We start from the raw sequence: 25,925 nt of genomic DNA on the forward strand, positions 1-25,925 counted from the left end.
CGATGAAGCGCTCACGGACCGTCGGCGTCAAGCGGTTACGGCGTGATCTGGCGGAGTGATGTCCCTTTGCGCTGTAACTTCTAGTCAGATCAATGATCAGGATGTCATAGCATGTAAGGGGGTATTCGAGGTCCATTCGAGGTCCCAGTCGCACAGTATCGAAACGAAATATCCGTTTGCTACATGCTTGACCGCTCACCCGGGCGGCGCTTTTGGAGACGTGCCCAGCGGGCCACGGCGATCAACAACAGTGATCCGCCGAGCCTTGGCTTCGATGACCAGACGTTCGAGCACTCCATTGCCGGGAAAGGCGACGACATAGCGGGGATCGAGCGAGAGCATCCGCTCGTTGCGCTTGAACCCGGCACGGGCACCGAGCCGCATGTCGAGCGAGAACGTGACCTGCGGGATGCCGCGGCGTTCCGCCCAGCTCGATGCCAAGCGGTCGACGCCCTTGGTGTCGCCGCCATGGATAAGGACCATGTCGGGAACACGGTCGCGGACCTTGTCGAGCGTCGCCCAGACATTGTTGCCGAAGGTCAGTGCATCGACTTCGGTGGCATGCCGGGTGCGCCCGCCCGCGAACACGACGGGCGTTCCTTCGGGCACGGCTGCACGGCGTTTGGCCTCGGCACGGGCACGCAGGAAATCGCGACCTTCGACGAGCGCAGAAGTCATCATGGCGCTGTGATTGAAGCGCGAACTGGAGACCGGCTTCCATGAGGAACCGAACTCGTTGAGATACAGGGTGGCTGCAACTTCGCGCATCTCTTCGAGCGCCAGCATCGCGCTTTCGGCGCATTGCGCCCGCTCGACCTGGGTCTCGAGGTCGTGGGTGTGGACCTCGGATCCATCGGCGGTGGCGATTAGCGCGCGGACCTCGTCGGTCGCCCGGTCGAGGGCAGTCGATTTGCGGGTCGCAGAGCGGTGAAAGATGTTCACGAAGGCCCAGCCAAGGTCCTCGGCATCGGCTTCGAGCGCGGTGCCGGAGACCATGGCGAAGAGATCGGACCACACCGCTTCGAGGGTTTGGACCACCGCGTCGCGGACTGGGAAATCGCTTGTCGATACGGGAGCCGGTCCAATCGAGAAGCCGGCAAGGTCGAGCCCGGCGAGTTGATCGGCAAATGACGTGTGCATGGGATTGTCCTCCTGACTGGCGTAAGGCCGACGCACCCGTTCATGGCTGCGCCAGCGAGAGCCCGTCAGGGCCAGCTTCAGGCAGGGTTGCGCACCCGTCAGGGGGAACCCGGCTTGGCGGGCTGGCGCGGGCAGGCCTTGAGCTCGAAGGGCCAAGGCCAACACGGGCCCGCTTAGCCCGGGTTGCGCAAGGCTGGCGGCTGGCCCAGGGCCTCTCTCGCATGGCGACAGACCATGAGCGGCCGGCAAAGCTTAGTCAGGGATGGCAACCCAAAGCTCTGGGCGTGACCAACTCGCGGAGCTCAAGCTGCGCGCTTGGTGTAGACTCCCTCGCCGTTCGACATGTGCCCGAGGCAGTCATAGTCGCCAAACATGGCATCGAAGCGGGATGCGATCTGGGACAGCCAGCGCTGTGCCCGCGGCGACCGCGCCGTGCGCCAATCGGCGTCCCAATAGGCCCCGTCATCGCGCTCCACGATCCAGACGGCCACCAGCCCGCCGTAGACCGATACGCCGAAATCCGCATAGGCATTGCGCAGCAGGATCCGGTTTTCCTGGCCACGCCATCCGTCATGCGGGATCAGTGAAGGGAAGGCTTTGGCGGCCCGCTCGCGCAAGTCCTCGCGCAGCCATTCGTACTCGAATTCCCAATCGTCTTCGGCTTGGACCTCGAGCACCGTGAAGGCGACGATAGCGCCGCTGGGATAGCCGACCGATCTGCCCATGACACCCTCCCTCAGGCCGCAAGCGCAGCATCGTCTGACGCGTCGTCAGACTGTTCAGGCTTGACCCTTCCGCCGAGCTTCAGCAGCAGGCTCGAGGCTTCTTCGGCCTTGGCGGCAGCTGTCAGGATAGCGCGGTCGTCGTCCTTCAGCAGCTTGAGCCAGTGCCCGATGTAGCTCGCGTGGTTGTCGAGATGGGTCACCGGCAGTCCCAACTCAGCGCCAAGCATGGCGCTGGAGAGCTCGGCGACGAGTTCCTCAGCAGCGTAGGCCGCTGTGCCGAAGCGGTTCTTGAGATCGCGTCCCAAGCGGCTGGCATGGCCCGTCCAGTGCGACAGCTCGTGGGCGAGCGTGGCGTAGTAGTGATCGAAGCCTTCGAACAGGCTCGTCGGCGGCATCGTGACCCGATCAGCGGTAGGTTCGTAGTAAGCCTCGCAACCCTGATGACGCAGATTGACGGGAATGCCGGCGAAGAAGGCGTCGAGTTCGGCCTCGCGCCCTTCGGGCTCGACCAGTTCCAGCGTTGCAGCCGGATGGAAGCGCTCGGGCAGACCGTCGACCTGATCGGCATTGAAGACTGGATAGGCCTTGAGCACCCGTCGCGCTTCATCAGTCTTTTCGCCGGTATCGGGGGCTTCCACCTCCTTGGTGTAGCTCTTGTAGAAGATTGCGATGGTCGACTTTTCGCCCTTGCGGACCTGGGCGCCGAGCGACTTGGCTTGGTTGTAGGTCATCCAGAATGGCGAGCCGTAGCCACACATGTCGGCGACCATCCAGAGCCAAAAGACATTTATGCCGCGGTACGGGATTCCGCAGGCCCGCAAGGGCCGGGAGACCGGGACACCGCGCCATGGCTTGATCCACGGCTTAGTGCCTGCTTCCAGACGGGCGATGATTTCCTGGGTGATACGGGTGGTGGGCGACTGGCCGCTGCCCTGCCCCTTGCGATAGGCCATGATGGTTCTCCTGATTGAGGCATTTGACAGTAGGCGACGGGCTCGCCGGTCAGTGCCACAGGTTCCCGAGCCCCCTCTGCTCTCATTCCAAAAGAGAAGCGGCCCTCCGGCATAAGCCGAAGGACCGCTTCGCCAGGTGCGAGTGGCGGTGCCTGTCAGGAGGAGGTCAGGCGGCCAGCTCGCGGGGAGACTGATGTTCGTCGTCACCGCCCTGCTCCGCTCCAGCGGAGTCGATCTCAGCTTCGTCTGAATCCGGCGCAGGGCAAGCGAAGCGCATGACATCAGGCACCCACGCCAAGGCCTTCTCGCGAACCTCGACCTCGGTGATGTAGGTGCCCGCAAAGACGCGCTCGGCGCTCATCGCGAGGTCACCCTTCTTGACCGAGGCGAAGCGCGAGGAGAGCTCGAGGCCGCCGATATCGGTCAGCGCGTCGAGGATCACCTGCTTGGGCACCCGGTCAAAGTAGTTGGCTGCGGTCGGGCGCCACCACTGCGCCATTTCGATACCGATCAGGCTGCCGAGATGATCCTGGAACGGCAGCTGGCGCTCACCGGTCATGTTGAGGCTCGCCTCGAGCGACCGGGCAACGACATATCCAAGCCAGGCCACGCGGCTTTCATCGGGCAGCGCCCGAAACAGGTCGAAGCGGGACATTGCATCCGCACCGGCGCGCCAGCTTTCGTCGAGACCGGACCTGAGCTCGGCAAGCGCGCTGCTTGCAGGTGCATCCTTGGCCTCGAAGCCGATGATCGGGCCTGCCGGAACAGGCGCGCGCAGCGTGGTCGAAGGGCGCGCCCGCCAGTCGTGAGTATCGGCATCGGCGAGCGTGAAGACCATGATGTCGAGCGCGAGCCCGGGGTCGGATGCAACGTGCAACGCCAGAACATCGCGGCGCTGCATGGCGAGCTCGTCGACCAGGCGCTTGGACAAGGTGGTCCGGCGCTTCTCTGAACCTTCCTCGCCCGAAACGACTTCGATCTCGCTGTCGGCGTCGGCGGGATCAGCCTGACGCTCGCCGTAGAACACCGGCTGGAGAACCGGCGTACCATCGCGGGAGAGCACCAGCACCATGCCTGCTTCGGCCTTGAGCTCGGGCGCGATAACTGGCGGGCGTGCGCGGATTTCCTGGCATTCGCGTTCGATCGCCGCGATTGCGGCTTCAGCCGCAGCCACGGCATGCTCGGCACTGTCCTCGTCTTCAAGGATCGCCGCATGCTCGTCATAAGACGCATCGAGTTCTTCGAGCCTAGCCACCTCGGCTTCGGACAAAGGCGCCGGTTCGGCTGGAAGCCGGACCAGCCCTTCGACCAGATCATGGCTGGCATAGGGATCGAGTGTGGGCTTGACCCAGGCAAGACCCTGCTCGGCGGCGAGGGCTTTGGCCTGCTCTTCCATCTTTGCCGCTGCGAGGCTTTCGAGCAGCGCGACATCGACCCAGGACTCGCTGTCGTCGTTGTCGAACAGCTCACGCTCGATCCGCCCGCCGGCGGCAATGTAGGCATCGCGGCCAATGAGGCGGGCACGTGGATCGCTGCCCCTGACGGTCCCGGACAGAACCATGCGCCGGACGCTGTCGGGGTTGGGCGCATAGTAGCCCGAGGACACCTGCTCGAAGACGCGGGTCTGGATTTCCTGGTCCGAAGTTGCACCGAAGGCTTTGGCAATGTCGAGGGTGATCTCTCCGGCGGCGAGCGCCTCGAACACGACGGGCGCAAGCGTCGCAAGACGCAGACGGCCCTCGACAAAGCGGACAGTCAGACCGAAGCGCCGGGCAACCTCTTCGACAGTCGCCCCACCTGAAACGAGCGCCGCGAAGGCCTGGGCTTCGTCAGCGGGGTTCATGGCGAGGCGGTGGAAGTTCTCCGCGAGACTGGTCTCTACGGCCGCTTCAGCACTGTCCTCGAGAACGAGGCACGTGACTTCATATTCGCGGGCGAGCAGCTTCTCTTCGGCCAGCGCGAGCATAGCGCGGCGGCGACGTTCCCCGGCTTCGACTTCGAATTTGCCCTTGGCAGCAGGTCTGACGATGAGGTTCTGTAGCAGACCGCGGGCCGCGATGCTGGCCTTGAGCTCAGCATCTGCTGCCGGGTCACCGTGGCGGCGGACATTGCGGGGCGACTGAACGAGCTTGTTCAGCGGGATCGACTTGATCATGGGACACACTCCTGATTGTGAGCCCGGCACGCCGACCATCGACGCCCAACTGGCTCAATCAGGGCAAAGCCCGCTCCCCTCTCGTCCATTCGAAGCACATTTCGCTTCAATTCGTGAACCAAACCAAGTGTTCGCAGTTGACCACTGTCGCGCGATCTCCCGTCGAATGGCAATTCCGCAAAATTCTAGGCAGCTTCGTCCAAAAGCCCAGGCCCGCAAGCAGCGCAGCTGGCGGACGGCCAACGCCGGTCGACCGTTTGAATACTATCTACAAGTTCGCCAAAAGCAGTGCGCCAACTTTCAGTCATTTGTCCGCCAAGTGCTGCAATACGGCGCGCCGAAGCGACGAATGCGCGACTAAATGAATGCTCAGGCGGTTCGAGGAGGCAGTCCATCGCCGCGTCTGCGATCATCGCCGTCACATAGGCCAGTTCCATCGGACCGTATGGTTGAAAATGTGCGCCGCACGCTGGCTCCTCTAGGGTGGCGTCGCCCCCTTCCGACCACTCGATCACCTTCACATCCGGCGCACCGGTCCGTCCGATATGGCATTGCAGGCATCCGTCGCCCGCGCCGATAGCGACCGCATGGCCGGCGCAGGCGTGGGCCTCCGTCCACCCGTAAAGAATGGGTCGCGCGCGGCCTTGCGCGATATGCCACCGATTGAGGGCGCTTTCAGCACCCCAATTGCCAGTCGCGGCGACGATCAGATCGGCCGCCGCGAGCACATCCCCATCTTGCGCGATGAGTTGATGGAGACCCGACGGACGATGTTCGACGGTGAGGTGCGGATAGTCAGTCTGAAGTCGCTCTGCCAAAGCCTCGGCTTTGTTCCGGCCTACATCGGTGGCACCAAGCGGATGACGGCCGACGTTCGGCCATCCCAGAATCTCAGGATCGACTAGCACCATCCGCCCGACTCCAGCCTGGGCCAAAGCGCACGCGACGGGTGCGCCGACCGAACCACAGCCGACAACGACAACCGTTGCGCCAAGCAGATGTTGCGTGCGAGAATCCTGAGCACGACCATGCACCCAAGCAGCGTCGGCGCGCTGAACCTGAGTCCGTACGACCGGAAGCGCGCCGAAGAAGCGTCTGAAAAGAAGAGGTTGTGGCGTATCGCCCGGTCGGAACCCGATCGACAGCGGCTCGTCGGGCGCGCGTGGCCGGCCTTTGCGTCGCTTCGGATTAAGCGCCTTCACTCCAATCAACGCAGCGCCGCCGCGCCCGACCGCGCCCAATAGCGCTAACAACTCGTCGGGCTCGTCGCTCGCCACGTCTTCAAGAACAATCCGCGCGTTATCGTTGATTCGTTCGGCCATCCGATAAAGATCAGCAGCGGTTTCCGGGTACTCGACCGGCAAGGGCGGTGTTTCCAGCCAGAGGTAGGCCGCCGCTTCAGTCTTGATCGGCGTCTTGTCCCCGAAGCGATGACGGACCCAGGCGGCCAAGGATTCTTCGTCCTCTCCAACTACCTCGAGGCCTTGTCCGCGCCAAATCCGCACTCCCCGCGAGACCGGACCTGGCACGATCAAGCTGAACAGCGATTTGCCTTGTGAATGCGCCTTGTAGCCCCAGTAGGTCACGAATTCCTCGCGGAAATCGCGCTCGACTATGCCGCCCTCCAGCAGTTCCCCAATCAAGATGATCGAGCGATGAAGGAGGCCCAGAGCGACCGCCGACGGATCGTCCGGATCCCACTCGGCCATATTGGGCAGCAGACAGAGGACGCCGTCGCTCTCGACATGCGGCCAAGTCAGTGCCTCAGGGTGGTCAACTAGCGCCGTTCTCACCGGCGTCGTCGGAAAATGCCTTCCCGCCAGCAAGTCGATGCGTCGGATCACGCCGTCAGAGAAGGCAACGCTGATCCGCCAACCGGCCGCGATCCAATCGCGGGTTGGATAGTCTGCGCCAATCGTCGTGGCGTCGAGTCGCTCTGGCGCCTGTCCCGCATGCTCGCGCAAGGCCGCTTCAAGACGAAGCGCTGCGTGTCGCCAACCGAGTGGTAAGGCATCACTAGGCATGGCGACCACCGCCGGCGCTGCTGACTGCGCTTGCCGCCGCCGACGTCGCGCCCAACAGTGCAGCCGAACTGATAATCGACGGAGCAACTAGACAGGCGCGCTGCTCATCTTCCAAGCGCTCGCTGAAGAAAGTCGTCGCGAACACCTTGTCCCAGCATTTGAGCGCCTTCTCGCGTGTGCAGTCGGCTTCAAAGAGCGGCGCCAGCGTGTCGATTGCCTCAGTCAACTTCTCGCGGAAACAGCGAGCCTTGGCATCGTCGCCCCCACTGGTGATGGTGTCCCCTGGTGTTACTGGGTGGGCGACGACGAGGTTCCAGTTCAGCCGATCACGGATGGCAACCATAGTGTCATACAGCGCGCGATCCTCGCGGTCGTTCGTGCTAAACCTCTCGGTCGTCAGAACCGAGATGCCAAAGCCGCTTAGGATCGAGCCGCGCCAGCTATAGCGGCTGCGGGCGTATTTCTTCAGGTCGCGATTGATGCGGCGCAGCTGGATGCCGTCGGCTGATGCGGCGCGTTGGTCCTCGTACCAGTTCGACACATCGCGGGCGTCAGACCGCTTCCAGCCGCTGCTCGCCGCCAGCTCGTAATGCACCTCTTCGCCGAAGACGGTTTCTGTGACGACGCGGCGGTAGACCGGCAAATCGACGTGATAACCCTTCTCATAGAAGACGCGCACGCAGTTTGATCGCACCTCAGGCGCACGCTTGAACTTGCCGTCGTCGACCGCATCGCGCACCATCCATCGCACCTGTAGAGACGTCATCTCGGCCCCGCGATCACCGACCAGATCCTTCTTGTGGAAATAGACCCCGTCATCGATGTCATAGTCGTTGTCTGGGTCGCGGCACATCGTCTTCATGGCGTAGCTGCCCTGTTTGACGAACTCGATCGGCTTGGGCTTGCCGGCCTTCTCCAGCCCGTTCCGCAGCCGCGTCCGGTTGGAGTTGCGTCGGTCGCGCATTGCATCCTGCTCGCTCTTGGGCAGAGTCACATTCTGGTCGTGGTAGGCACGAACATCTTTGGCACAGTCGAACATCACCTATCCTTTCTACATATCGGTGGAAGCGGGACGCCAGACGGCACCGGTGGTCGGCATCGCTGGTAGATCGAACATGAGTTGGCGAATCATGCGCCCGTCGGCGCTGTTGGGATCATCGCAAGTGCTCTTGGTCAGATCGGCGTCGGTGTGCGCCTGGCTGACCAGCCGATCCATCGCCTCTGGCCGAGTGTCGTCGAGGGCGAGGTACGGCATCATACTTGCCGGCACCGGCTTGTTGGGAAAGCGCACGCGCTGGATCGAGCGACCGCAGTTGCTAATGGCGTTCGTCAACAGCCTCGCCATGTGATCGAAGGCAAACTCCTGCGCCGAGATGCTAAGAGGCGCGACGTCAGCGCCGAGCGACCAGTCGAGCATGGAGCGGTGCGCGCTCTCTGCGTCGAGGTGATCACCCTCGGGGCGCGGACATGTTCCGAGTGAGTAGATCTCGATCGGACGATCGGGCGGCGCCACCGTCAGCGCGTCGACGAGCCCGACCATAATCGGATTATTGGCCCAAAGCCCCCCATCGGCGAACACCTGCTTGGGTCCGTCCGGCGCGTTCGGGTCATCGATGGCGGCGAGCGAGCGGTAGATTGGCGCGGCGCTCGTCGCCATGCAAACGTCCACCAACGGATAGCGATCGTCGCGCACCCCGCTCTTGGGAGTTTTCTTGAAGACCCAGGCGCGGTGTTCGCTCATCAGCACGGTCGGGATTGCTAGCGAGATGCCGCGACCTTCGAACACGTCCGTCATAGTGATGTCGTCGAGCACGCCGCGCAGCGCCTTACGCAGCGCCTCGTCGCCCCCGCGCACGAAACGTGCGCCTTGGCTCGCTCGGTAGATCGCACTCCGCTTCCCCGTGATCCGATGCGGGAAAATCTTGGGGCCGTGATCGCGATAAAGCGCCACCACTTCCGTCATCGGGCGCCCAACGGCCAGCGCGCAGCCGACAATCGCGCCGGTGCTGGTACCGGTGATCAAGTCGAAACCGCGTCCCAGATCGAGGGCAGATTCGCCGCGAATGCGCGCGAACTGATCAGTCAGGCGCGCAAGAAACGCGGCCGTATAAATGCCCCGCATCCCTCCGCCGTCCAAGCTGAGCACGCGATATGGTCGCTCAGCGCCGTACTGTCTTTCGCCGTTCCCCATTTACACGATGCTTCCTTTGTAACGACCTAGTTGCCCTATCCCCGTGCCGGAGCCTGCGTGCCTCCGAGGTGCCCAGTCAGCCCTTCGGCGGGAAGGGGTCGTTGCCGTACGAATTGGCGTCGCGGATGCGACCGTCCGGTCGGTGAATGATGACTTCGCCGCGTTCGCGAACGGCGGTGCCACGCGCGGCCTGCGTTGCATCTGCTTGGGTGCTGTGGGTCGACCCCACGCGGGTGGCGCCTTCACGACGCGTGGCCCATCCCGAGCCGTGGGGCACTACGTGAATCCTTTTCGACATTGTTGATCCTTTGATTCATTCTGGGCACCGCGCCCTCGCGAAGTAGATCGTTCAGTTTGCCCGATATGTCAAGTCATGAGCACGTTACTATGTTTGTATAAAGCACACTTTGTTTGCGACGTTGACATCCTTGAGAACGCAGCGCAAACAGCGGCCATGGCAAGCGAAGCGCTCTACAAGGCTTTTGGCAGTGCGGTCTCGACCCGCAGGAAGGCGCTTGGCCTCACCCAAGCGGAACTAGCTGGGAAGGTGAAGATGTCGCGTGCGTCGATCGCCAATATCGAGAGCGGCAGGCAGAACATCCTGCTGCATCACGTTTACGCGCTCGCCGCCGCACTCGATTTTTCCAAGGTGGCGGAACTCCTGCCGCCGACGCCGCAAAAGCCTTTAGGGGATGGACTGAAGATGATGCTTTCCAATCAGCAGACGCTTTCGCAACACGCTGAAGCACAAGTCGCCGACCTGATCACAACCGCGTTGCAGCCTCGACGCGGTAAGGCCTGATTATGGCGGATGCGGATTTTGATCGGGCGCGTGCATCTGCGCGTTCGATCCTCGAGGAGTTTGGCGTATCGACGCCACCAGTCCCGATCGAACGAATAATTAAATCGCGGAAAATCGTTCTTCAGTATGCACCGCTCGACGAGGACCTCTCGGGCATGGCGTACATCAAAGATGGTGTCGGTATCATCGGAGTTAACGCGCTGCATCATCCGAACCGACAGCGGTTCTCGGCGGCTCATGAGCTAGCACATCACATACTCCATGCCCCTGCGATCAGCCAAGCCGTGCATGTCGATAAGGGGATTCGCGTCCTATTCCGTAACGATGTGTCAGCGCTGGGGACTGAGCCGATGGAAATCGAGGCCAACGCGTTCGCTTCAGAGCTTCTGATCCCCGGCAATCTCTTGGCTGTTGCGTTGGAAGGCGGTGGCGTCGATCTAGAGGACGAGGCAGCGATCGAAGCGTTGGCCCGTCGGTTCAGAGTGAGCGCGGCTGCCATGCGCTTTCGGCTAACTCGTTGGTAGCGCGCCTTGAGCTTCGTATTCTTCGATACAGAGACGACGGGGCTCAAGCGCGGGTTCGATCAGATAATCCATTTCGCGGCTGTTCGCACCGACGGAGACCTGAATGAATTAGGGCGCTTCGAAGCGCGCTCGCGCCTCCAGCCCCATGTGCTACCCCATCCCTCGGCATTGCGGACGAACGGGTTGCCGATCGATTGGCTGACGGACACGAACCTGCCGTCGCACTACTCGATGGTTAGCGACATTCGTCGAAACCTTATGGCTTGGAGTCCGGCCGTATTCATCGGCTTTAATTCGATCCGCTTCGACGAGGAGATGCTGCGCAATGCACTCTTTCAATGCCTCTACCCTCCCTATTTAACAAGCTATCACCGCAACTGCAGGGCCGATGCGCTCAGCCTGATGATGGCCGCTGATGCGGTCTCGCCAGCGCAGCTCGTTGTGCCAATCAACGATGGGGGCCGAAGGACATTTCGATTGCAACACTTGGCAGCGGCGAATGGAGTCGCTCATCCTCGAGCGCATGACGCGATGTCAGATGTGCTTGCGACGGTCGAGCTCTGCCGACTGGTTCGGCAACGGTCTCCGGAGCTTTGGCAACGGTTCGTGCGGTTTTCGAACAAGGCAACTGTTTCGGATTTCGTCGACACCGAAGATGGTTTCGTGCTGACGGAGTTCTATGGCGGACAGGCTTATCACGCGCCGGTTGTATGTATCGGTGTTGACCCTGACCAAGCAAACGGCCGAATTTGCCTCAACCTCAATGAAGACATAGACTATCTTGCTGCGATGGGCGATTTCGAGCTTCAGGCCCACCTCACGCAAAAGCCCAGTCCGATTCGTCGCTTCAGGGTCAATGCGGCACCCACGCTGACCGCTTTCTTCGATGCTCCCGAACATATGTTGGATGGTGGTTCGATTGGCCTCATTGAAGGCCAGGCCCGGCGCGTAAAGGCTGACTCGCATCTACGTGCAAGGCTTGTCGCGGCTTACAACGCTGTTCGCGAGCCGTTTCCTCTCTCGCCTCATCTGGAGGAGCGAATTTACGACGGCTTCCCCGGGCCAGAAGACGAGGGACGCATGAACGCTTTTCACCAAGCATTATGGCCGGATCGCCTCGAAATCGCACAAGGCTTAGAAGACGAGCGTCTGCGGTGGTTTGGCTTACGCCTGATATACTCCGAAGCGCGAAGCGTTCTTCCCGCAACGGTTAGAGGCGAAATAGAGCTCCGCTTGGTAAATCAATTGGCGGGAGATGGATCCGGCTGTCTCACATACGAGCTTGCTCTAACGGAAGCGAAGAAGTTAATTGAGGAAGGAGCAGATCACGACGGCCTTCTCACTCGCTATCGCAACTACTTGCAGGATCGTAGCGCACGGGCTGCCACTTTGGTGGCGCAGATGGGGTTTTGAATTTTTTCCTCCCGCAATATTGCGCGTCTGTGGATCATGCAGTCGCAAAGGTTGGGTGGAGGCAGTCTTCACATCAACCATCATTCAACGACCACTAGTCGATCCTCGACGTCATAGATCGGCTTGTCTTCGAAAGTCCCATTTGCATCATCTTGCGAGAGCTGGGTGTATGGCAGCCTTTACTAGGCTAAAAAGAAGCAGGGTTTACGGCATGTAAGGGGGGCGCTTCCTATTCAGTCATTGCTTGGCAAATCGACGATACGAAAAACAGCCCCTGAGCCGGCTTCACGCACGAGGTCGACGCTCTCGCCGTCCCAGTGATAGTCGAGGTGCCGCCCCTGGACGGGATTTGACGCGCAGTCCGGGTAGAAGAGTGCAACGCATTCCCCGCTAGGATGCCGAATGCTCGGGTAGGCGATCCCGTCCGATCCCGCGCCCCTGAGTTGGTGCGCGAGCGCTTGGGACGCAGCATAGCTGTCGGCATTGAGCGCCGGAACTGGCTCACCCACCAAATGTCGGAGGTCATGCAGGTCTGCATCAACTAACATGACGATTTCGCGGAACTGGGAGGTCCAACCAGGGGCTTCCTTGGTCCGCGCCATGAAGCGGGCATGGTGGTAGATTTTCTCGAACAGCGCGGTCTCGAACCGGTCGGCAACGTAGAGAACGCCGTAGCTGCCATCGGTAAAGCGGCTTGGCCTGTCGGTGCTGACGTGGGTGAATGGCGCCATAAGGTAGGAGGCCCCCGCCCCTCCCGCGCGCCGGTCGACCGGGACCAGGTCGAGATTGCCAATCGTCGTCATGATGCGGGGATTGGTCTTCTGCTCTGCCGCAATCAGCAGCGGCCAGTCAGCTGGATCAGCGATATCTTCGAACAGATCGATTGGCGGAAAGGCGCTCCGGATGATCCGAACAGCGCCCCTCCACTCAACTCGAGAAACCGGGATATCCGCCGTTCCGCTCACCAGCCACCGCGTGTCGCGTCGAGGTAGCGACGCACCCGCATAAGGTCGGTTAGCTCGCCTCCCATCATCACGTCGAGCGCACTGGCTCCGCCGAACGCTTCATTTGCCGCTCTTATCCAAGCATACCCGCGGGTCGCCTCCGAGAAGATGATCCGAAGCGCCTTGTGAATGCCCATGAGGTTGGAGAGACGCGCACGCCCGTCGCGCGAAATACGCCCGGGCCCTTCCGCCTTCCAGCGGCGATAGGAGCGAACTGGCATGTCGAGCAGGGTTGCAGCCTGCTCGTCGGTCAGTTCCCATTTGCCAAACAGATTGAGGACCGCCCGAAACATGGCAGCTGCCTCGTCTTGCGTAATCGGATCGGGCCGGAAGGCGGTAACGGCAGTATCAACGGGTTGCAGAGCCAGCATGGCATTTCTCCATATGGCAGCATATATTCTGAATGATGCCATTTGGCAAGGAGCTATACCGATAATGCCAGTCTGGCAATCACGCTCGCTGCGCCATCGATCGGCACAAAAAGCCGGGTCTGGTAGCGGATGATTTCCGTGAAGCACCCTTGGGCCTTGTACCAGTCGAGGCGGGCGGCGCTCCAACCAGCGAGTTCAAGTCGCTGCGAACCATTGACCAGACTGCGTTTGACCATAAGCTGCTCACGGCCAGCGATTTCCATGGCTCGGCCCGTCGCGAGGACGGTCTGGACGATGTCATCAGCGGAGAGCGTTTGCTCGCGTTCGAGGCCGAGGGCCAGGCAGAGGTCCGAAACACAATGGACAGGAACCTCACGGCCGAGCAACGAGCGACCATCCGCCGCCGAGATACGGCTCACCCTCACGAAGTCCGAAGGGAGCTTGTCCCAGACCGGGAGCAGGAGACCCGTCGCAAGATACAAACGTTCGCGCTTGTGGCTCGTCCTCGCCTCTTCCACCTCGGCGGCCCACGCCTCGCGGAAAGCGCCGATGGCAATGTCCTCCCAGCTGCTCTCAGCCAACTGATCTTCGGTGATGTGACCGCGCCCCAGCGGACGCAGCAATTCGAAGCGGGTCACGCGCGTACCGTCATCGGCAAGAATACTGCGGGCGGGCACAAGAAGGGCGACCCGACCAGAGCGAGCGTTCCGAACCGGCCGCTGCCGCTGGCCGGTGAGGCCGTGAACCTCCTCGAGCCGCTTGAGCGTGAGCGGCTTCAAAGCTCTAGCGATTTCCAGTTCGAGCAGATGAGTGGTGGCGCCCGAGGCCGGATCGGTGCGCAGCAAAGTGTCAGACAAGACCGTGAAGTCCTCGACCGCAATGGTCTCAAGGCCAAGATCGAGTGTCCCAGCCTGACGGGCGGCATCGATGCGCGCTTCGACCAGCCCCATGAACTCGTCAAAGATCGCGTTCTGTAGGGCGATAGGCAGCGCGAGGATACGATTGAGCCACCGCTGGATCGACGGCAGGTCATCGTCCATTGAACCATCAGGTGCTTCGACCCTTAGGCCCGTAAGCTCTTGAAAGCGCCCAAGGCTGACCGCCTCGAGCTTTCTGGTGAACAAGAGGCCGAACCAGCGATGGAGCGCTTCCTTTGCGTAAATGCTTTCGAGATTGTCGGCCGGATCGAACAGATTCTGTCCGCCGGTCTGGCGCTGCCCACGCGTCAAGGCACCGAGGCTGTCGAGCCGCCGTGCGATCGTCGAGATGAACCGGCGTTCGCCGCGCACATCGGTGGTCACCGGCCTGAACAGCGGAGCCGATGCCTGATTGGTGCGATTGGTCCGTCCAAGCCCCTGGATTGCGGCGTCAGCCCGCCAGCCCGGCTCGAGCAGGAAATGAACTCGGCGGGCCTGGTTCTTGGCCGCGAAATCGGCATGGTAGCTACGCCCCGTCCCCCCGGCATCGGAGAACACCAGGATGCGCTTGGCACCGTCCATGAAAGCCTGCGTTTCAGCGACGTTGGCACGCGGCGAACGGGATTGGAGTTTCTGACGACCATCGCGGCCAACGATGAGCCGGCGCGTGCGGCCAGTGACTTCGGCCACTTGGTCGACGCCAAAGCGTTCGATGACGGCGTCGAGCGCTGTCGCGATCGGTGGAAGGGCACAAAGCTGCTCGATCATCCGGTCGCGCGCGGCAAGCGCAGAGCGGCACAGTACCGGCGCGCCGTTTTCGTCGCTCATCGGCTCGGAGCGAGGATGGCCGTTTTCGTCAGTGAAGACAGCCATTAGGCGGACGGGAAAGCTCTTGGCGAGATAGTCGATCACATATTCTCGCGGGGATAGATCGATCTCCAGCGCTTCGCGTTCCTCGTCCGAGAGGTCAGCGAGCCGGCGGTTGAGCATGGCTTCTGCCGTCGAGACCAGCTGGACGACCACAGCGTAACCATCGGCAATAGCCGTATCGATCGCAGGCAGCAGGCTGGGGAGCTTCATCGACAGAAGGAGCTGCGCGAAGAAGCGCTGCTTGGTTCCCTCGAAGATCGACAGCGCTGCGGACTTGGCACCCGAGTTGAGGGTCCCGCCGGTCTCGCTGTCGACAATCCGCGTGGCCTCCAGCGCTTCGCGCAGGTTGGCGTGGATGATCGCCCAAGCCTCGGCATAGGCATCGTAGACCGCGATCTGATCCTCGGTCAGGCAATGCTCGAGGATTTCATATTCGACACCCGCGAAAGAGAGTGCACGCGCGGTATATAGGCCCAGCGACTTGAGATCTCGCGCGACCAGTTCCATCGCGGCGATGCCGCCGTCGCGAATGTCTGCAACGAAAGCCTCGCGATTGGCAAAGGCGGTCTCCGGCCCCCAGAGCCCGAGGCGCGTCGCATAGGCGAGGTTGTTAACGTCGGACGCTCCGGTTGCCGAGGCATAGAGCACGCGCGCTCGCGGCAGGAGGTTTTGCAAGCGGACTCCAGCTATGCCCTGCTCTGAGCCTTTGACCTTGCCCCGCGATCCTTCACCGCCGGCTGCGTTGGCCATGGCGTGCGCTTCGTCGAACACGATGACACCGTCGAAATCCTCACCAGCCCAGGCGAGGATCTGGTCGAGCCGGGTTGCGTCGCTCCGACCCGAACGCAGCGTCGGATAGGTCACGAAGAGGATCCCGTCGCGCATAGCGATGGGGGTGCCGAGTTTCCAGGACGCCAGCGGCTGGATGTCGATTGGGAGACCGCCAAGGGCGGCCCAGTCGCGGCGTGCGTCTTCGAGCAACGCCTCGTTCTTCGAAATCCAGATATGGCGGCGTTCCCCGCGCACCCAGCGGTCGAGAATGACGCTCGCAACCTGACGGCCCTTCCCGGCACCTGTTCCGTCCCCGAGGAAATATCCCAGTCGGTAGGTCTGGCCTTCCGCAGATGCCTTGAGTGAACAGCCCTTGTCCTCGGGTTCGAACCGGCCGGGCAGATCGCGCGCATGGGCGCTTGCAGCGTAGATGAGTGTCTCTGCCTGGGCAGCCGATAGCAGTCCCTTGGCAATCAGCCCGTCGGGCAGCTGGGGCACAGCTTCGGGAATTGGTGCAGCGATCGACCCCATAGCGACGGACTCAACGAGAGGCGTGGGATGCCCGGCAGCGTCATCAATCACGATCCTGCTCGGGCGATAGGGCAGATAGTGGCCGACCTGAGGGGCGAGCGGCGCAGGGGTTTCAAGCGACTGGTAGGTGAGCGACCCGATGGCAGAGGCTGAAGGAGTGATCCTGGCTGGTGTAGGCAGCGGCCTGCGCGGCGCGGCCACCAGACGAAATGGAGCACGAGCCGGAAGGCTAGATTTCTCGGGAGCGGCCTCCAGGCTGGCGCGAGCCGGTAAAGCATCGACAAGATAGGCCAGCTGGCGCAAGTCGTCCGTGCGGATAGCGACAGGCTCGTTGCCGCCTTCCACCTTGTCGAGAACCAGAAGCCGCGTGGTGATCCCGGTGCCGCTCTTGATGAATGCGCGTTCGACTGCGGCATTGAGCCGCAGCGCAACTGGCCCCTTCACGCCGGCTAGAAACCTCCCGCAGTCGAACCATTCGGGCATGATCGCGACAAGTCGACCACCGGGGGCAAGCCGGTTCCACGCGGAGCGCAGATGCCTTGCCCCTGTGCGACCATCGTGGCCCCGTTCGATTCCGTGAGAATAGGGCGGGTTCATGAGCACGACGCTCGGGACGACGGCTACATCGAGCAGCTCATCGATCAATTCGGCGTCGTGTCCGGTCACACGGGCAGCCGGGAATTGGGCGCTCAGGCAATCGCGACGCAGCGGCGAAATCTCGTTGAGGGCAAGGCGCGTCTCGGCTTTGTTGGCCCAGACTGCGAGCATCCCTGTTCCGGCCGACGGTTCCAGCACAAGCTCGCCGGTTGCCAGCGCGCAAGCCCGGGCAGCGAGCCAGGCAAGGTGCGGCGGCGTTGCGAACTGCTGCCATTCGATCTGCTCGTCGCTGCGGTTGGTCTGGGTCGGAAGTCGTGCATCGAGGGAGCATAAGAACTGTTCCGCCTCGTCGATCGGGGTTGAGAGCTGGATTTGATCGAACGCTTGCAGGTATTGAACCTGTGCCAGCTCGAGCGCTGCGTGAGCGTCACGAACTGACCAACGCCCGAGAGCATCGCTGCCACCGAAGTGCTCAGTCATGATACGCGTTACGTCGCCGCGTGATAGCGCGCGGCCTGCGGCAAGCTCAGAAGTCATGGTCTGAGCCGCCATCACAACGACTGGCGGTGACGGTGGATCGAAAGCGAAAGCGAGGGAAGAGTTGGACATGGTAACCTCCTGACGAGGTCCTGCGGCGGGCAGGCCTCAATCAGTCGAAGGCCCCCTCCCCTCTGCCCGATGGATCAGGTTTTCGGGCAAGCCGGGACTTTAGCTCATCGTTCCAGTCAAAACCGGGTGAGGCTGGCGCTCGTAAATGTATGACACGATTGGGCGCAGCGTAGGCCTTCAGCGCTCGCTGCTCCGCAAGAGCGCCCCCGGCGTCATTGTCGATAAACAAGTAGAGCTCGCGCACGCTCTCCGGGATCGCAACAAGACCGAAACGCTCGTTCCCAAGTGTTGCCCAGCACGGGATCCCGAACAACTGCATTGCGGAAAGTGCGCTCTCGATACCTTCGGCGAGCCCCAGACGCCCCTGCACTGGAGTCGCAATCCTGACAGCACCACAGCCAAGGCTGCCCAGCGCGCGCTTCGGCCGCTCGAAGCCGACCAGCTTGCCGCTGGGCAGGTCGAGAAATGTCCTGTGTATTGCGAGTATGCCAATGTCAGTCGTGACCGCCGCCAACATCGCAGGGAGAAATTGGACCGCCCCGCGCGGCCCAAGCGGCGTACGTTCCAGGTAACGGAACTGGTCTGATGCGCGCTGGAGACCGCGCTGCACGAGGTATCTTTCGGCAGGGCTGCCGGAGATCGCCGTCGCCGAGTGCCACAAACGCCGTGCGTTGGAATTGAAGTCTCTTTTTTCCTGCGGATCAGCGGCCACCGCGCCAGAACCATCGAACAGGTCACGGCTGCGAACACCCTGGCGGTCCAGTGCCACGATGACATCCTCGTTCGAGCATCCCGCAAAGCAATGAAACAGGATCGCTTTCCGACCCAGTGTCACGCTCAGCGAGGGAGTGCGGTCGTCGTGTGCCGGGCAGCAGCACATGCCTTTGCCATGACGCCATGTTCCGTTGAGGCGTTCGACAATCGTGCGGGCACGGCGTTCGAGTTGATGAGCATTCTTTAGCTGGGGCATCGACCTACTCCGATAGAGGTGCCGTCCCCGTGCAGCCTCCGCTCTGCACCAGCGCCAAACCATTTTCCTACGCTCTATGTTCTTTATATGTTCTCACGCGATTCGACTACAGAAAGATCGAGAGATGATGAAAAGAGCTCTACTGTTGGGTGGCATTGCCATCGCATCAGCCATGCCTGCAAATGCCGAGGAATTGCCGATGCCAGCATTAGTTGACGTCCCCGCCAGGTATTCCGACGGCATCAGGATTGCCGAAGCATCAAACGGCTTCCAGCTGGTCGAGCATGGGCTCTGGCAATCCGTGCAGGTCGCCCCAGCACCGAGCGTGACCGTGGCAGACAATAGCTGGGTCAACCTGCCATCTGAATCCGAGCGCAAGGAGAAAACTGGCCCATCCGGGTTCCGACGGGCGAGCTACCTGCCCCACATATATGCGGCAGAAGCTAAGTATTCTTTGCCCACTGGCCTGCTCGACGCACTCGTTTGGACCGAGTCCCGCTACAATCCGCTCGCCGTCAGCCCAGCAGGCGCCGCTGGCCTTGGTCAGCTGATGCCAGCAACCGCACAAGAGCTCGGTGTCTCGAATCGATTTGACCCCATGGCCAATATCTTCGGCGCGGCGCGGTATCTGAGGCAGATGCTCGACAAGTTCGGAGTGGTCCACCTCGCTTTGGCGGCCTATAATGCCGGGCCAGGTGCAGTCGAACGCGCGGGCGGTATACCTCGGAATGGCGAGACGCCCAAATATGTCCGCGATGTGCTTCGCCATTGGCGTTCTTAGCAATCGCTCCAAATTGCCGAGTGCACTTCACGATGAAAGTTCGCCTTTCATCCCAGTTGTCGCGCGTCAGCTAAGGTAAGCAGTTCTCACCCGGCCTTATGTGCCCATGCTTGCCAGACGGTCGTAACTGAGGGAATTGGTGCATCGAAGAGTAAATTCGATGCTCGCAAGCATTCCCGTGACAGGCAAATCTGAAGTATGGCTCTTTCAGCCATTTTCCGGGCTAGCTGTACCCACCCTCACTCCGGCGGCGCAATGTTGCCCGCATCAGCTGCCACACCATTGCAGTAGCGCCCCCACGCTTCCATCAACTTCACCCGCATGCCCGGCTGATCCGGCGTGCCGAGATAGGTTGTGCGCCGATAGGCCGCCTGCACCGCGTCGGGCGTCTTGTGCGCCAGCGCCGCTTCGACCACGGCATCGGGGAAGCCTTCGTTTGCGGCCCAATCGGTGAACGTGGAGCGGAAGCCGTGGACGTGGTAGGGTTCGCACATGTCGCGCATGACCTTGAGCAGCGTCATGTTGGACATCGCCTTGCCGGTCATGCCGGGGAAGACCACCTCGGCTCCTTCAAGGCGCATCGCATCCGCCTTCGCGAGTACCGCCAGAGCCGCGTCCGAGAGCGGCACGATTTGCGCCCTGTTGCGTTTCATATGTTCAGCTGGGATCGTCCAGAGGCGTTGCTCAAGATCGAATTCATACCATGTCGCAAGCCGCACCTCCTGGGAGCGGACGCCCGTCAGAATGAGAAGGTCTAGCGCCAGACGCGTGTAAGTAGGCTTGCGCCGCAAGGCGATCATGAAACCGGGTAACGCGACATAGGGCATGGCCTTGCGGTTTTCCGCCTGCTTCACCTGTCGCGGAAGGCCCCTGCCCGCCTTCAGGCTGCCATTGCCAGAAGGTGCCTCGCGCGAGCGCCAACCCTTGGCATGGGAATAATCGAGCACGGTGCAAATCCGATTGCGCACCTGACGGGCGGTTTCGGGGATTTCCTGCCAGATCGGCGTCAGCACGTTGATGATATCGGGACTGGTGATGCTGCCGGTCGGCTTGTCACCCAGCTTCGGAAAGGCATAGTTCTCGAGACTCGCAAGCCACTGGCGCGCATAAACAGCGCTTTTCCAGCCCGCCTCGTTCTCGGAGTGGTACTGGGTCGCGGCTGCGCGGAATGTCACTTTGGCGGCTGCATCGTCTTTCTTCTCCGCCAGAACATCGCGCTGATCGACCTTGATCGCCCTGCGTAGGTCGGCGGCTTTGTGACGCGCGTCCGCCAGTGTCAGCAGCTTGGCGCTTCCGATGCCGATGTCCCGTCGCTTGCCATCCTGCTGCACGCGAAGATTCCAGTACGCACCGCCGCGTTTATCCACTTTTAGAAAAAGTCCGTCCCCATCCTGATAGGTGCCGGGATTCGCCAAGGCTGCCTTGACCGCAACTGCTGTGAGTTTGCCCATCGATTTACCCCCACATTCTTTACCCCCTCACCGGGGTAGTCAAAGTGTGGGGGTAACCGATTTTACCCCCACATTACCCCCACACTAGGCTCCGGCTGCGTGCAAACGGGAGCGGTTTTGTGCGGATAGATAAGGGCAAATTACCCTAGGAAAACGAGGATTTCCATGGGGTTTTGTGGATGCTTGCGGATAAGGGGGTGGTGGACAGGGCTGGATTCGAACCAGCGTACGCTTGCGCGGGCAGATTTACAGTCTGCTGCCTTTAACCACTCGGCCACCTGTCCACACAGTCCCCTGTTTCGGGGGGCGTTCCTGAGCGCGCTACGCTCTGAAAATGCACAAGCCCGAACCGAGCTCAATGCCGAGAGGCGCCCCTTTGGCGAAGCGGTGCTTGCCTGTCAATGGCCCTGCTGGCAGGGGAGCGCACGCAACATCGCGAGCAAGGAACAAAGATGCCCAAGGAAGAACGCAAACGCGCCCTGAGAGGCCGCGCAGGCCGGATGAAGGGCGGGCGCGGTTCGGGCCGGGCCGGAACCGGGCAGGTGCGCCTGTGGGGCCGCCACGCGGTTGAGGCCGCTTTGAAAAACCCCGAACGCCAGCACCGCAAGCTGTGGGCGACTCGTGAGGGGATCGACAGCCTTGATGGGGAGTTGCCCGAAGGCTTCCCGGTTGAATATGCCGATGTCGCTGATCTGGGGCGGCTGGTAGCGAAGGATGCCCCGCATCAAGGGTTGGTGCTCGAATGCGCCCCGCTCGAAGACCGGTTCCTTGATGAAGTTGCATTGGGAGAGGCTGATCGGCCAATCGTGGTGCTCGATCAGGTGACCGATCCGCACAATGTCGGTGCGATTTTGCGCTCAGCCGCCGCGTTTGGCGCTGCCGCGATCGTCACGCAGGATCGCCATGCCCCGCCCGAAGGCGGCGTGCTGGCCAAGTCCGCCTCGGGCGCGCTGGAGACCGTACCGTGGATCAGAGTGGTCAACCTCGCCCGCGCGCTCGATGAACTGGCCGAAGCTGGGTACTGGCGCATCGGGCTGGCCGGGGAAGCCGAGGCGGTGCTCGCCGAGGTAATGCCAACGGGGCCGCTCGTCATCGTGCTGGGCGCGGAAGGCGAAGGGATGCGGCCCAATATCGCCGGACATTGCGATGTGCTGGCAAAACTGCCGATCTCGTCAGCCATCGAAAGCCTCAATGTGTCGAACGCTGCGGCGATTGCGCTTTATGCGGTCGCCACCCGCAGTTAAAAGGCGCGCACGGGGACTGCGCTGAACGCCAATGAGGGGGACGACTGCCATGACCATATTTTCAAGCATCCGCTTGCGCACAGCAGCCGTGCTAGCGGGGTTTGCGCTCGCATTGTCGGGCTGTTTCATGACGCCGGGCAAGTTTACATCCGAACTGGCACTGACCGGGCCGGACAGTTTCACCTTTAGCTATGATGGCGAGATTTTCTTCCTCACCCTGTCGAAGCTCGCGCAGATGGACGCAGCATCCGGCGGTTCCTTCGTCGCCAACTGTTACGACGATGAAACCTACGAAAGCCGTGATTGCTCCCCTGAAGAAGAAGCCGTGCAGCGTGAGGAATGGGATGCCGCAGCGCAGGAACGCGCCGAACGGCAAAAGATTGAGGCCAAACAGATGGCCGCCATGATGGGTGGTATCGATCCATCCGATCCCAAGGCAGCAGAAGAACTGGTCGCACTTTTAAAGCGCCAGAAGGGCTGGGATCGCGTGGTGCACAAGGGCGACGGGCTGTTCGACATCAGCTACCGCGTGTCGGGCACGCTGGGGCATGATTTCCTGTTCCCGATGATCGAGGACTTTCCTCCGACCAATCCCTTCGTCCAGATGATCCAGCGCAAGGGCGGTCAGGTGCGTATCGATGCACCCGGCTTTGCCGCACAGAATGCCGATGCAGGGATGGGCGCGATGATGGGTATGGGTTCACTCGCCGGTCTGGCTGCGATGGGCGCGAATGAAGGCGCGAAAGACGCCAGCGAGGATGCTGGAACAATGCCAGGGTTCCCGGTGATCGACGGCACCTTCACCGTGCGCACCGCGCCGGGAATGCGCATTCTGGCCAACAATACGGATGAAGGCCCCGATGCAGCAACCGACGGCGGCGAAGTGCTGACCTGGCGCATTACCGCACGCACCACTCAGGCACCCACCGCACTGATCGCCTCTGCGCGCTGATCGGGCGATCCACCAACACAAAACCCCGCCAGCCTTGTCGGCTGACGGGGTTTCCTTTGTCCCTGCTAGCAATGCAATTAGTAAGCCGGCGCGATCAGTTGACCGCGTCTTTCAGCCCCTTGCCAGCCTTGAACTTGGGCTGCGTTGAAGCCTTGATCGGCATTGGCTCGCCCGTGCGCGGATTGCGCCCCATCGATGCCTTGCGCTTGGCCACCGAAAAAGTGCCAAACCCGACAAGCCGAACTTCATCGCCGCCCGCCAGCGCTTTGGTGATCGCGCCGAATACACTTTCGACCGCGTAAGATGCATCGTTTTTAGACAGACCGCTTGCGTCAGCAACAGCGCCGATAAGGTCGTTCTTGTTCATATGGGAACCCCCTTGTTTTTGGATAATCTGGGATAGCTGGGAATCGCTAATTTTAAAGCGCGCAAATTGAGACCGTTTTGCCAAGACTGTCAAAGGCAAATAGCCCGCGAATCACGTCTGGTGGGGAAGTTCTAGCGGCTCAATGCGCGGTTGGCACGTCCGTAGCAGACAGATTTGTTCCTGCGTTGGCAGCGCCCGGCTGGCTCGCAAGGTCATCTGCCTCGGTCCACTCGATCGCCACCGGGGCTTCCACTAGCGCTCGCGCCAGAACCTCGTCGACGTGGCTTACGGGAATGATCTCCAGCCCCGCTTTTACGTTGGCCGGGATTTCTGCAAGATCCTTGACGTTCTCTTCCGGAATAAGGACGGTCTTGATCCCTCCGCGCAGCGCGGCGAGCAGCTTTTCCTTCAATCCGCCAATCGCCAGCACCCGTCCGCGCAGCGTCACCTCGCCGGTCATCGCGACATCGGGACGCACCGCGATGCCGGTCAGCGTCGACACAATCGAGGTCACCATGCCGACCCCAGCGCTCGGCCCATCCTTGGGCACAGCGCCTTCGGGCAGGTGGATATGCACGTTCTTGCGCTGAAACAGGCTCGGCTTGATGCCATAGGCGGGCGCGCGCGCTTTGACGAAGCTGAAGGCCGCCGAAACGCTTTCATTCATCACCTGGCCGAGTTTGCCGGTGGTTTTGACCTCACCCTTGCCCGGGGTGGTGACGCTTTCGATGGTCAGCAATTCGCCGCCCACCGATGTCCACGCCAGACCTGTCACTGCACCAACCTGCGCTTCGTCTTCGCTTACACCGTGCTTGAACTTGCGCACGCCAGAAAACTCACCAAGGTTTTCGGACGTAATGGTGACGCTGGCAGCCTTCTTTTCAAGGATGCGGCGCAGGCTTTTGCGGCACAGCTTGGCAATCTCGCGTTCCAAAGTGCGCACGCCCGCCTCGCGGGTGTAATAGCGGATGAGGTCGCGCAAGCCTTCTTCGGTGAGGATGAATTCGCCATTTTTCAGCCCATGCGCTTCGACCTGCTTGGCGATCAGATGGCGCTGCGCAATCTCCACCTTCTCGTCCTCGGTATAGCCTTCCAACCGGATAATCTCCATCCGGTCGAGAAGTGGCTGCGGCAGATCGAGACTGTTCGCGGTGCACACGAACATGACGTCCGAAAGATCGAGTTCGAGTTCGAGGTAGTGATCCTGGAACTTGCCGTTCTGTTCGGGATCGAGCACTTCAAGCAACGCCGAGGCCGGATCGCCGCGGAAATCCTGTCCCAGCTTGTCGATTTCATCGAGCAGGAAAAGCGGATTGCTCGTCCCGGCCTTTTTGAGGTTGGCAACGATCTTGCCCGGCATCGAGCCAATGTAAGTGCGCCGGTGGCCGCGGATTTCCGCCTCGTCACGCACCCCGCCCAGCGACTGGCGCACGAATTCGCGGCCCGTTGCCCGCGCGATAGATTTGCCCAGCGACGTCTTGCCTACCCCCGGCGGGCCGACAAGGCACAGGATCGGCCCCTTCAGCTTGTTGGTGCGCGCCTGCACGGCGAGGTATTCGACGATGCGATCCTTGACCTTTTCGAGCGCATAGTGATCGGCATCAAGCACGTCCTGCGCCTTGGCGATGTCTTTCTTCAGCTTGGATTTCTTGCCCCATGGCAGGCCGAGCAGCACGTCGAGATAGTTGCGAATCACTGTCGCCTCGGCGCTCATCGGCTGCATCGCACGCAGCTTTTTCAGCTCGGCATGGGCCTTGGCCTTGGCTTCCTTCGATAGCTTGGTCTTTGCGATCTTCTCGGTCAGTTCGGCGATTTCATTGCCGTCTTCACCGTCCCCGCCGCCAAGTTCGCTCTGGATCGCCTTCAACTGTTCGTTGAGGTAATATTCGCGCTGAGTCTTCTCCATCTGGCGCTTCACGCGCCCGCGAATGCGGCGTTCAACCTGCAAGACCGACAATTCGCCTTCCATGAAGGCCATCACCAGTTCGAGCCGCTTCAACGGACTGGTTTCGGTCAGCAGCGATTGCTTGTCGGAAACCTTGGCGCTGATTGCCGCGGCGATGGTATCGGCCAACTGGCCCGCGTCATCAACATCGGACAGGTCTACACCGGCGTCCTCGCCCAGCTTCTTGTTGAGCTTCACATACTCGCCGAACTGTTCGACCACCTGCCGCATCAGCGCGGTGACTTCGCTACCCGAAACTGTGTCGGGATCGATAAGATCGACTTCGGCGGCGACGTGCGAACCTTCATCGACCAGCGCCGAGAGCTTTGCACGGGTCTTACCTTCAACCAGCACACGCACGGTACCATCGGGCAGTTTCAGCAGTTGGAGCACCTGCGCAATCACGCCGACATCATAAAGGTCATCGCCCTCGGGATCATCACAGCCCGGATCAAGCTGAGCAATCAGGACGATGTCCTTGGATGCCGCCATCGCCGCTTCGAGCGCCGCGACCGATTTATCGCGCCCGACGAACAGCGGCACCACCATGCCGGGGAAAACGACTATATCGCGCAACGGGAGGAGAGGGAAAGTCTGAGTCATATTTTTGTGTCCACG

21 protein-coding genes and 1 tRNA gene are annotated in these 25,925 nt (G+C 61.5%); 6 read left to right on the plus strand and 16 right to left on the minus strand.

The features are described 5' to 3' along the window. Positions 1 to 195: 195 nt before the first annotated feature. The 8 genes from ACSSV3_RS09095 to ACSSV3_RS09130 form a co-directional block, all read right to left on the minus strand. On the minus strand, positions 196 to 1,140 hold the full coding sequence (locus tag ACSSV3_RS09095; protein WP_354324183.1) for a DUF2493 domain-containing protein: 945 nt from the start codon (positions 1,138 to 1,140) through the stop codon (positions 196 to 198). Between the two features lie 302 nt (positions 1,141 to 1,442). After that, complete coding sequence (locus tag ACSSV3_RS09100) at positions 1,443 to 1,865, minus strand: hypothetical protein (protein WP_354324181.1); 423 nt, start codon at positions 1,863 to 1,865, stop codon at positions 1,443 to 1,445. A gap of 11 nt (positions 1,866 to 1,876) precedes the next feature. Then, a complete protein-coding gene (locus ACSSV3_RS09105) occupies positions 1,877 to 2,818 on the minus strand; it encodes an ArdC family protein (protein WP_354324179.1) in 942 nt (313 codons plus the stop codon). Between the two features lie 166 nt (positions 2,819 to 2,984). After that, positions 2,985 to 4,973 carry a ParB/RepB/Spo0J family partition protein gene (locus ACSSV3_RS09110; RefSeq protein WP_354324177.1) on the minus strand — a complete coding sequence of 663 codons (1,989 nt, stop codon included), beginning with the start codon at positions 4,971 to 4,973 and terminating at the stop codon, positions 2,985 to 2,987. 185 nt (positions 4,974 to 5,158) lie between these two features. Beyond that, the gene (locus tag ACSSV3_RS09115; RefSeq protein ID WP_354324175.1) at positions 5,159 to 6,997 is read right to left on the minus strand and encodes a ThiF family adenylyltransferase; all 1,839 of its coding nucleotides are present in this window, start codon (positions 6,995 to 6,997) and stop codon (positions 5,159 to 5,161) included. Continuing rightward, a complete protein-coding gene (locus ACSSV3_RS09120) occupies positions 6,990 to 8,036 on the minus strand; it encodes a cyclic GMP-AMP synthase DncV-like nucleotidyltransferase (RefSeq protein WP_354324173.1) in 1,047 nt (348 codons plus the stop codon). The genes ACSSV3_RS09115 and ACSSV3_RS09120 overlap by 8 nt, the downstream gene beginning before the upstream one ends. A gap of 12 nt (positions 8,037 to 8,048) precedes the next feature. Then, entirely contained in the window at positions 8,049 to 9,188 is a 1,140-nt protein-coding gene (locus ACSSV3_RS09125) for a patatin-like phospholipase family protein (RefSeq protein WP_354324171.1), read from the minus strand. A 76-nt stretch (positions 9,189 to 9,264) separates the two neighbouring features. Then, the gene (locus ACSSV3_RS09130) at positions 9,265 to 9,486 is read right to left on the minus strand and encodes a DUF2188 domain-containing protein (protein WP_286866191.1); all 222 of its coding nucleotides are present in this window, start codon (positions 9,484 to 9,486) and stop codon (positions 9,265 to 9,267) included. A gap of 156 nt (positions 9,487 to 9,642) precedes the next feature. Here ACSSV3_RS09130 and ACSSV3_RS09135 point away from each other — a divergent pair, with 156 nt between their 5' ends. Genes ACSSV3_RS09135 through ACSSV3_RS09145 form a run of 3 tightly spaced genes read left to right on the plus strand, consistent with a single transcriptional unit; the run spans position 9,643 to position 11,927 of the window. Beyond that, positions 9,643 to 9,990 carry a helix-turn-helix transcriptional regulator gene (locus ACSSV3_RS09135; RefSeq protein WP_354324170.1) on the plus strand — a complete coding sequence of 116 codons (348 nt, stop codon included), beginning with the start codon at positions 9,643 to 9,645 and terminating at the stop codon, positions 9,988 to 9,990. Between the two features lie 2 nt (positions 9,991 to 9,992). Next, on the plus strand, positions 9,993 to 10,514 hold the full coding sequence (locus tag ACSSV3_RS09140; RefSeq protein WP_354324168.1) for an ImmA/IrrE family metallo-endopeptidase: 522 nt from the start codon (positions 9,993 to 9,995) through the stop codon (positions 10,512 to 10,514). A gap of 6 nt (positions 10,515 to 10,520) precedes the next feature. Continuing rightward, complete coding sequence (locus ACSSV3_RS09145; RefSeq protein ID WP_354324167.1) at positions 10,521 to 11,927, plus strand: exonuclease domain-containing protein; 1,407 nt, start codon at positions 10,521 to 10,523, stop codon at positions 11,925 to 11,927. Between the two features lie 233 nt (positions 11,928 to 12,160). Here the strand turns inward: ACSSV3_RS09145 and ACSSV3_RS09150 are convergent, their stop codons facing one another. The 4 genes from ACSSV3_RS09150 to ACSSV3_RS09165 are packed head-to-tail and all read right to left on the minus strand — an operon-like array spanning position 12,161 to position 18,567. Beyond that, entirely contained in the window at positions 12,161 to 12,892 is a 732-nt protein-coding gene (locus ACSSV3_RS09150) for an RES family NAD+ phosphorylase (RefSeq protein WP_354324165.1), read from the minus strand. Beyond that, positions 12,889 to 13,302 carry an MbcA/ParS/Xre antitoxin family protein gene (locus tag ACSSV3_RS09155; RefSeq protein ID WP_354324164.1) on the minus strand — a complete coding sequence of 138 codons (414 nt, stop codon included), beginning with the start codon at positions 13,300 to 13,302 and terminating at the stop codon, positions 12,889 to 12,891. The genes ACSSV3_RS09150 and ACSSV3_RS09155 overlap by 4 nt, the downstream gene beginning before the upstream one ends. Before the next feature lie 53 nt (positions 13,303 to 13,355). Beyond that, positions 13,356 to 17,597 carry a strawberry notch-like NTP hydrolase domain-containing protein gene (locus tag ACSSV3_RS09160; RefSeq protein ID WP_354324162.1) on the minus strand — a complete coding sequence of 1,414 codons (4,242 nt, stop codon included), beginning with the start codon at positions 17,595 to 17,597 and terminating at the stop codon, positions 13,356 to 13,358. 40 nt (positions 17,598 to 17,637) lie between these two features. Beyond that, entirely contained in the window at positions 17,638 to 18,567 is a 930-nt protein-coding gene (locus tag ACSSV3_RS09165; RefSeq protein ID WP_354324160.1) for a DUF7146 domain-containing protein, read from the minus strand. 124 nt (positions 18,568 to 18,691) lie between these two features. On the opposite strand from ACSSV3_RS09165, the gene ACSSV3_RS09170 reads away from it, so the two are divergent. Beyond that, positions 18,692 to 19,348: a lytic transglycosylase domain-containing protein gene (locus tag ACSSV3_RS09170; protein WP_354324158.1), complete on the plus strand. Its 657-nt coding sequence runs from the start codon at positions 18,692 to 18,694 to the stop codon at positions 19,346 to 19,348. A gap of 239 nt (positions 19,349 to 19,587) precedes the next feature. Here ACSSV3_RS09170 and ACSSV3_RS09175 read toward each other — a convergent pair whose 3' ends face one another. Next, positions 19,588 to 20,799 (minus strand): tyrosine-type recombinase/integrase, encoded by a 1,212-nt coding sequence (locus ACSSV3_RS09175; protein WP_354324156.1) that lies wholly within the window; start codon positions 20,797 to 20,799, stop codon positions 19,588 to 19,590. A gap of 198 nt (positions 20,800 to 20,997) precedes the next feature. Continuing rightward, positions 20,998 to 21,083 (minus strand) — tRNA-Tyr (locus ACSSV3_RS09180). A gap of 168 nt (positions 21,084 to 21,251) precedes the next feature. Here ACSSV3_RS09180 and rlmB point away from each other — a divergent pair. Together rlmB and ACSSV3_RS09190 are read left to right on the plus strand one after the other, a co-directional pair. After that, entirely contained in the window at positions 21,252 to 22,043 is a 792-nt protein-coding gene (gene rlmB, locus ACSSV3_RS09185; protein ID WP_354324155.1) for a 23S rRNA (guanosine(2251)-2'-O)-methyltransferase RlmB, read from the plus strand. Between the two features lie 49 nt (positions 22,044 to 22,092). Next, positions 22,093 to 22,995, plus strand: coding sequence for a hypothetical protein (locus ACSSV3_RS09190; RefSeq protein ID WP_354324153.1), 903 nt, complete (start codon positions 22,093 to 22,095; stop codon positions 22,993 to 22,995). 94 nt (positions 22,996 to 23,089) lie between these two features. On the opposite strand, the gene ACSSV3_RS09195 is transcribed toward ACSSV3_RS09190, so the two are convergent. Further along, positions 23,090 to 23,362 carry an HU family DNA-binding protein gene (locus tag ACSSV3_RS09195; RefSeq protein WP_354324152.1) on the minus strand — a complete coding sequence of 91 codons (273 nt, stop codon included), beginning with the start codon at positions 23,360 to 23,362 and terminating at the stop codon, positions 23,090 to 23,092. Between the two features lie 139 nt (positions 23,363 to 23,501). Continuing rightward, complete coding sequence (gene lon, locus ACSSV3_RS09200) at positions 23,502 to 25,910, minus strand: endopeptidase La (RefSeq protein WP_354324150.1); 2,409 nt, start codon at positions 25,908 to 25,910, stop codon at positions 23,502 to 23,504. Positions 25,911 to 25,925 lie beyond the last annotated feature (15 nt).

It is taken from the genome of Porphyrobacter sp. MBR-49, from assembly GCF_053628655.1.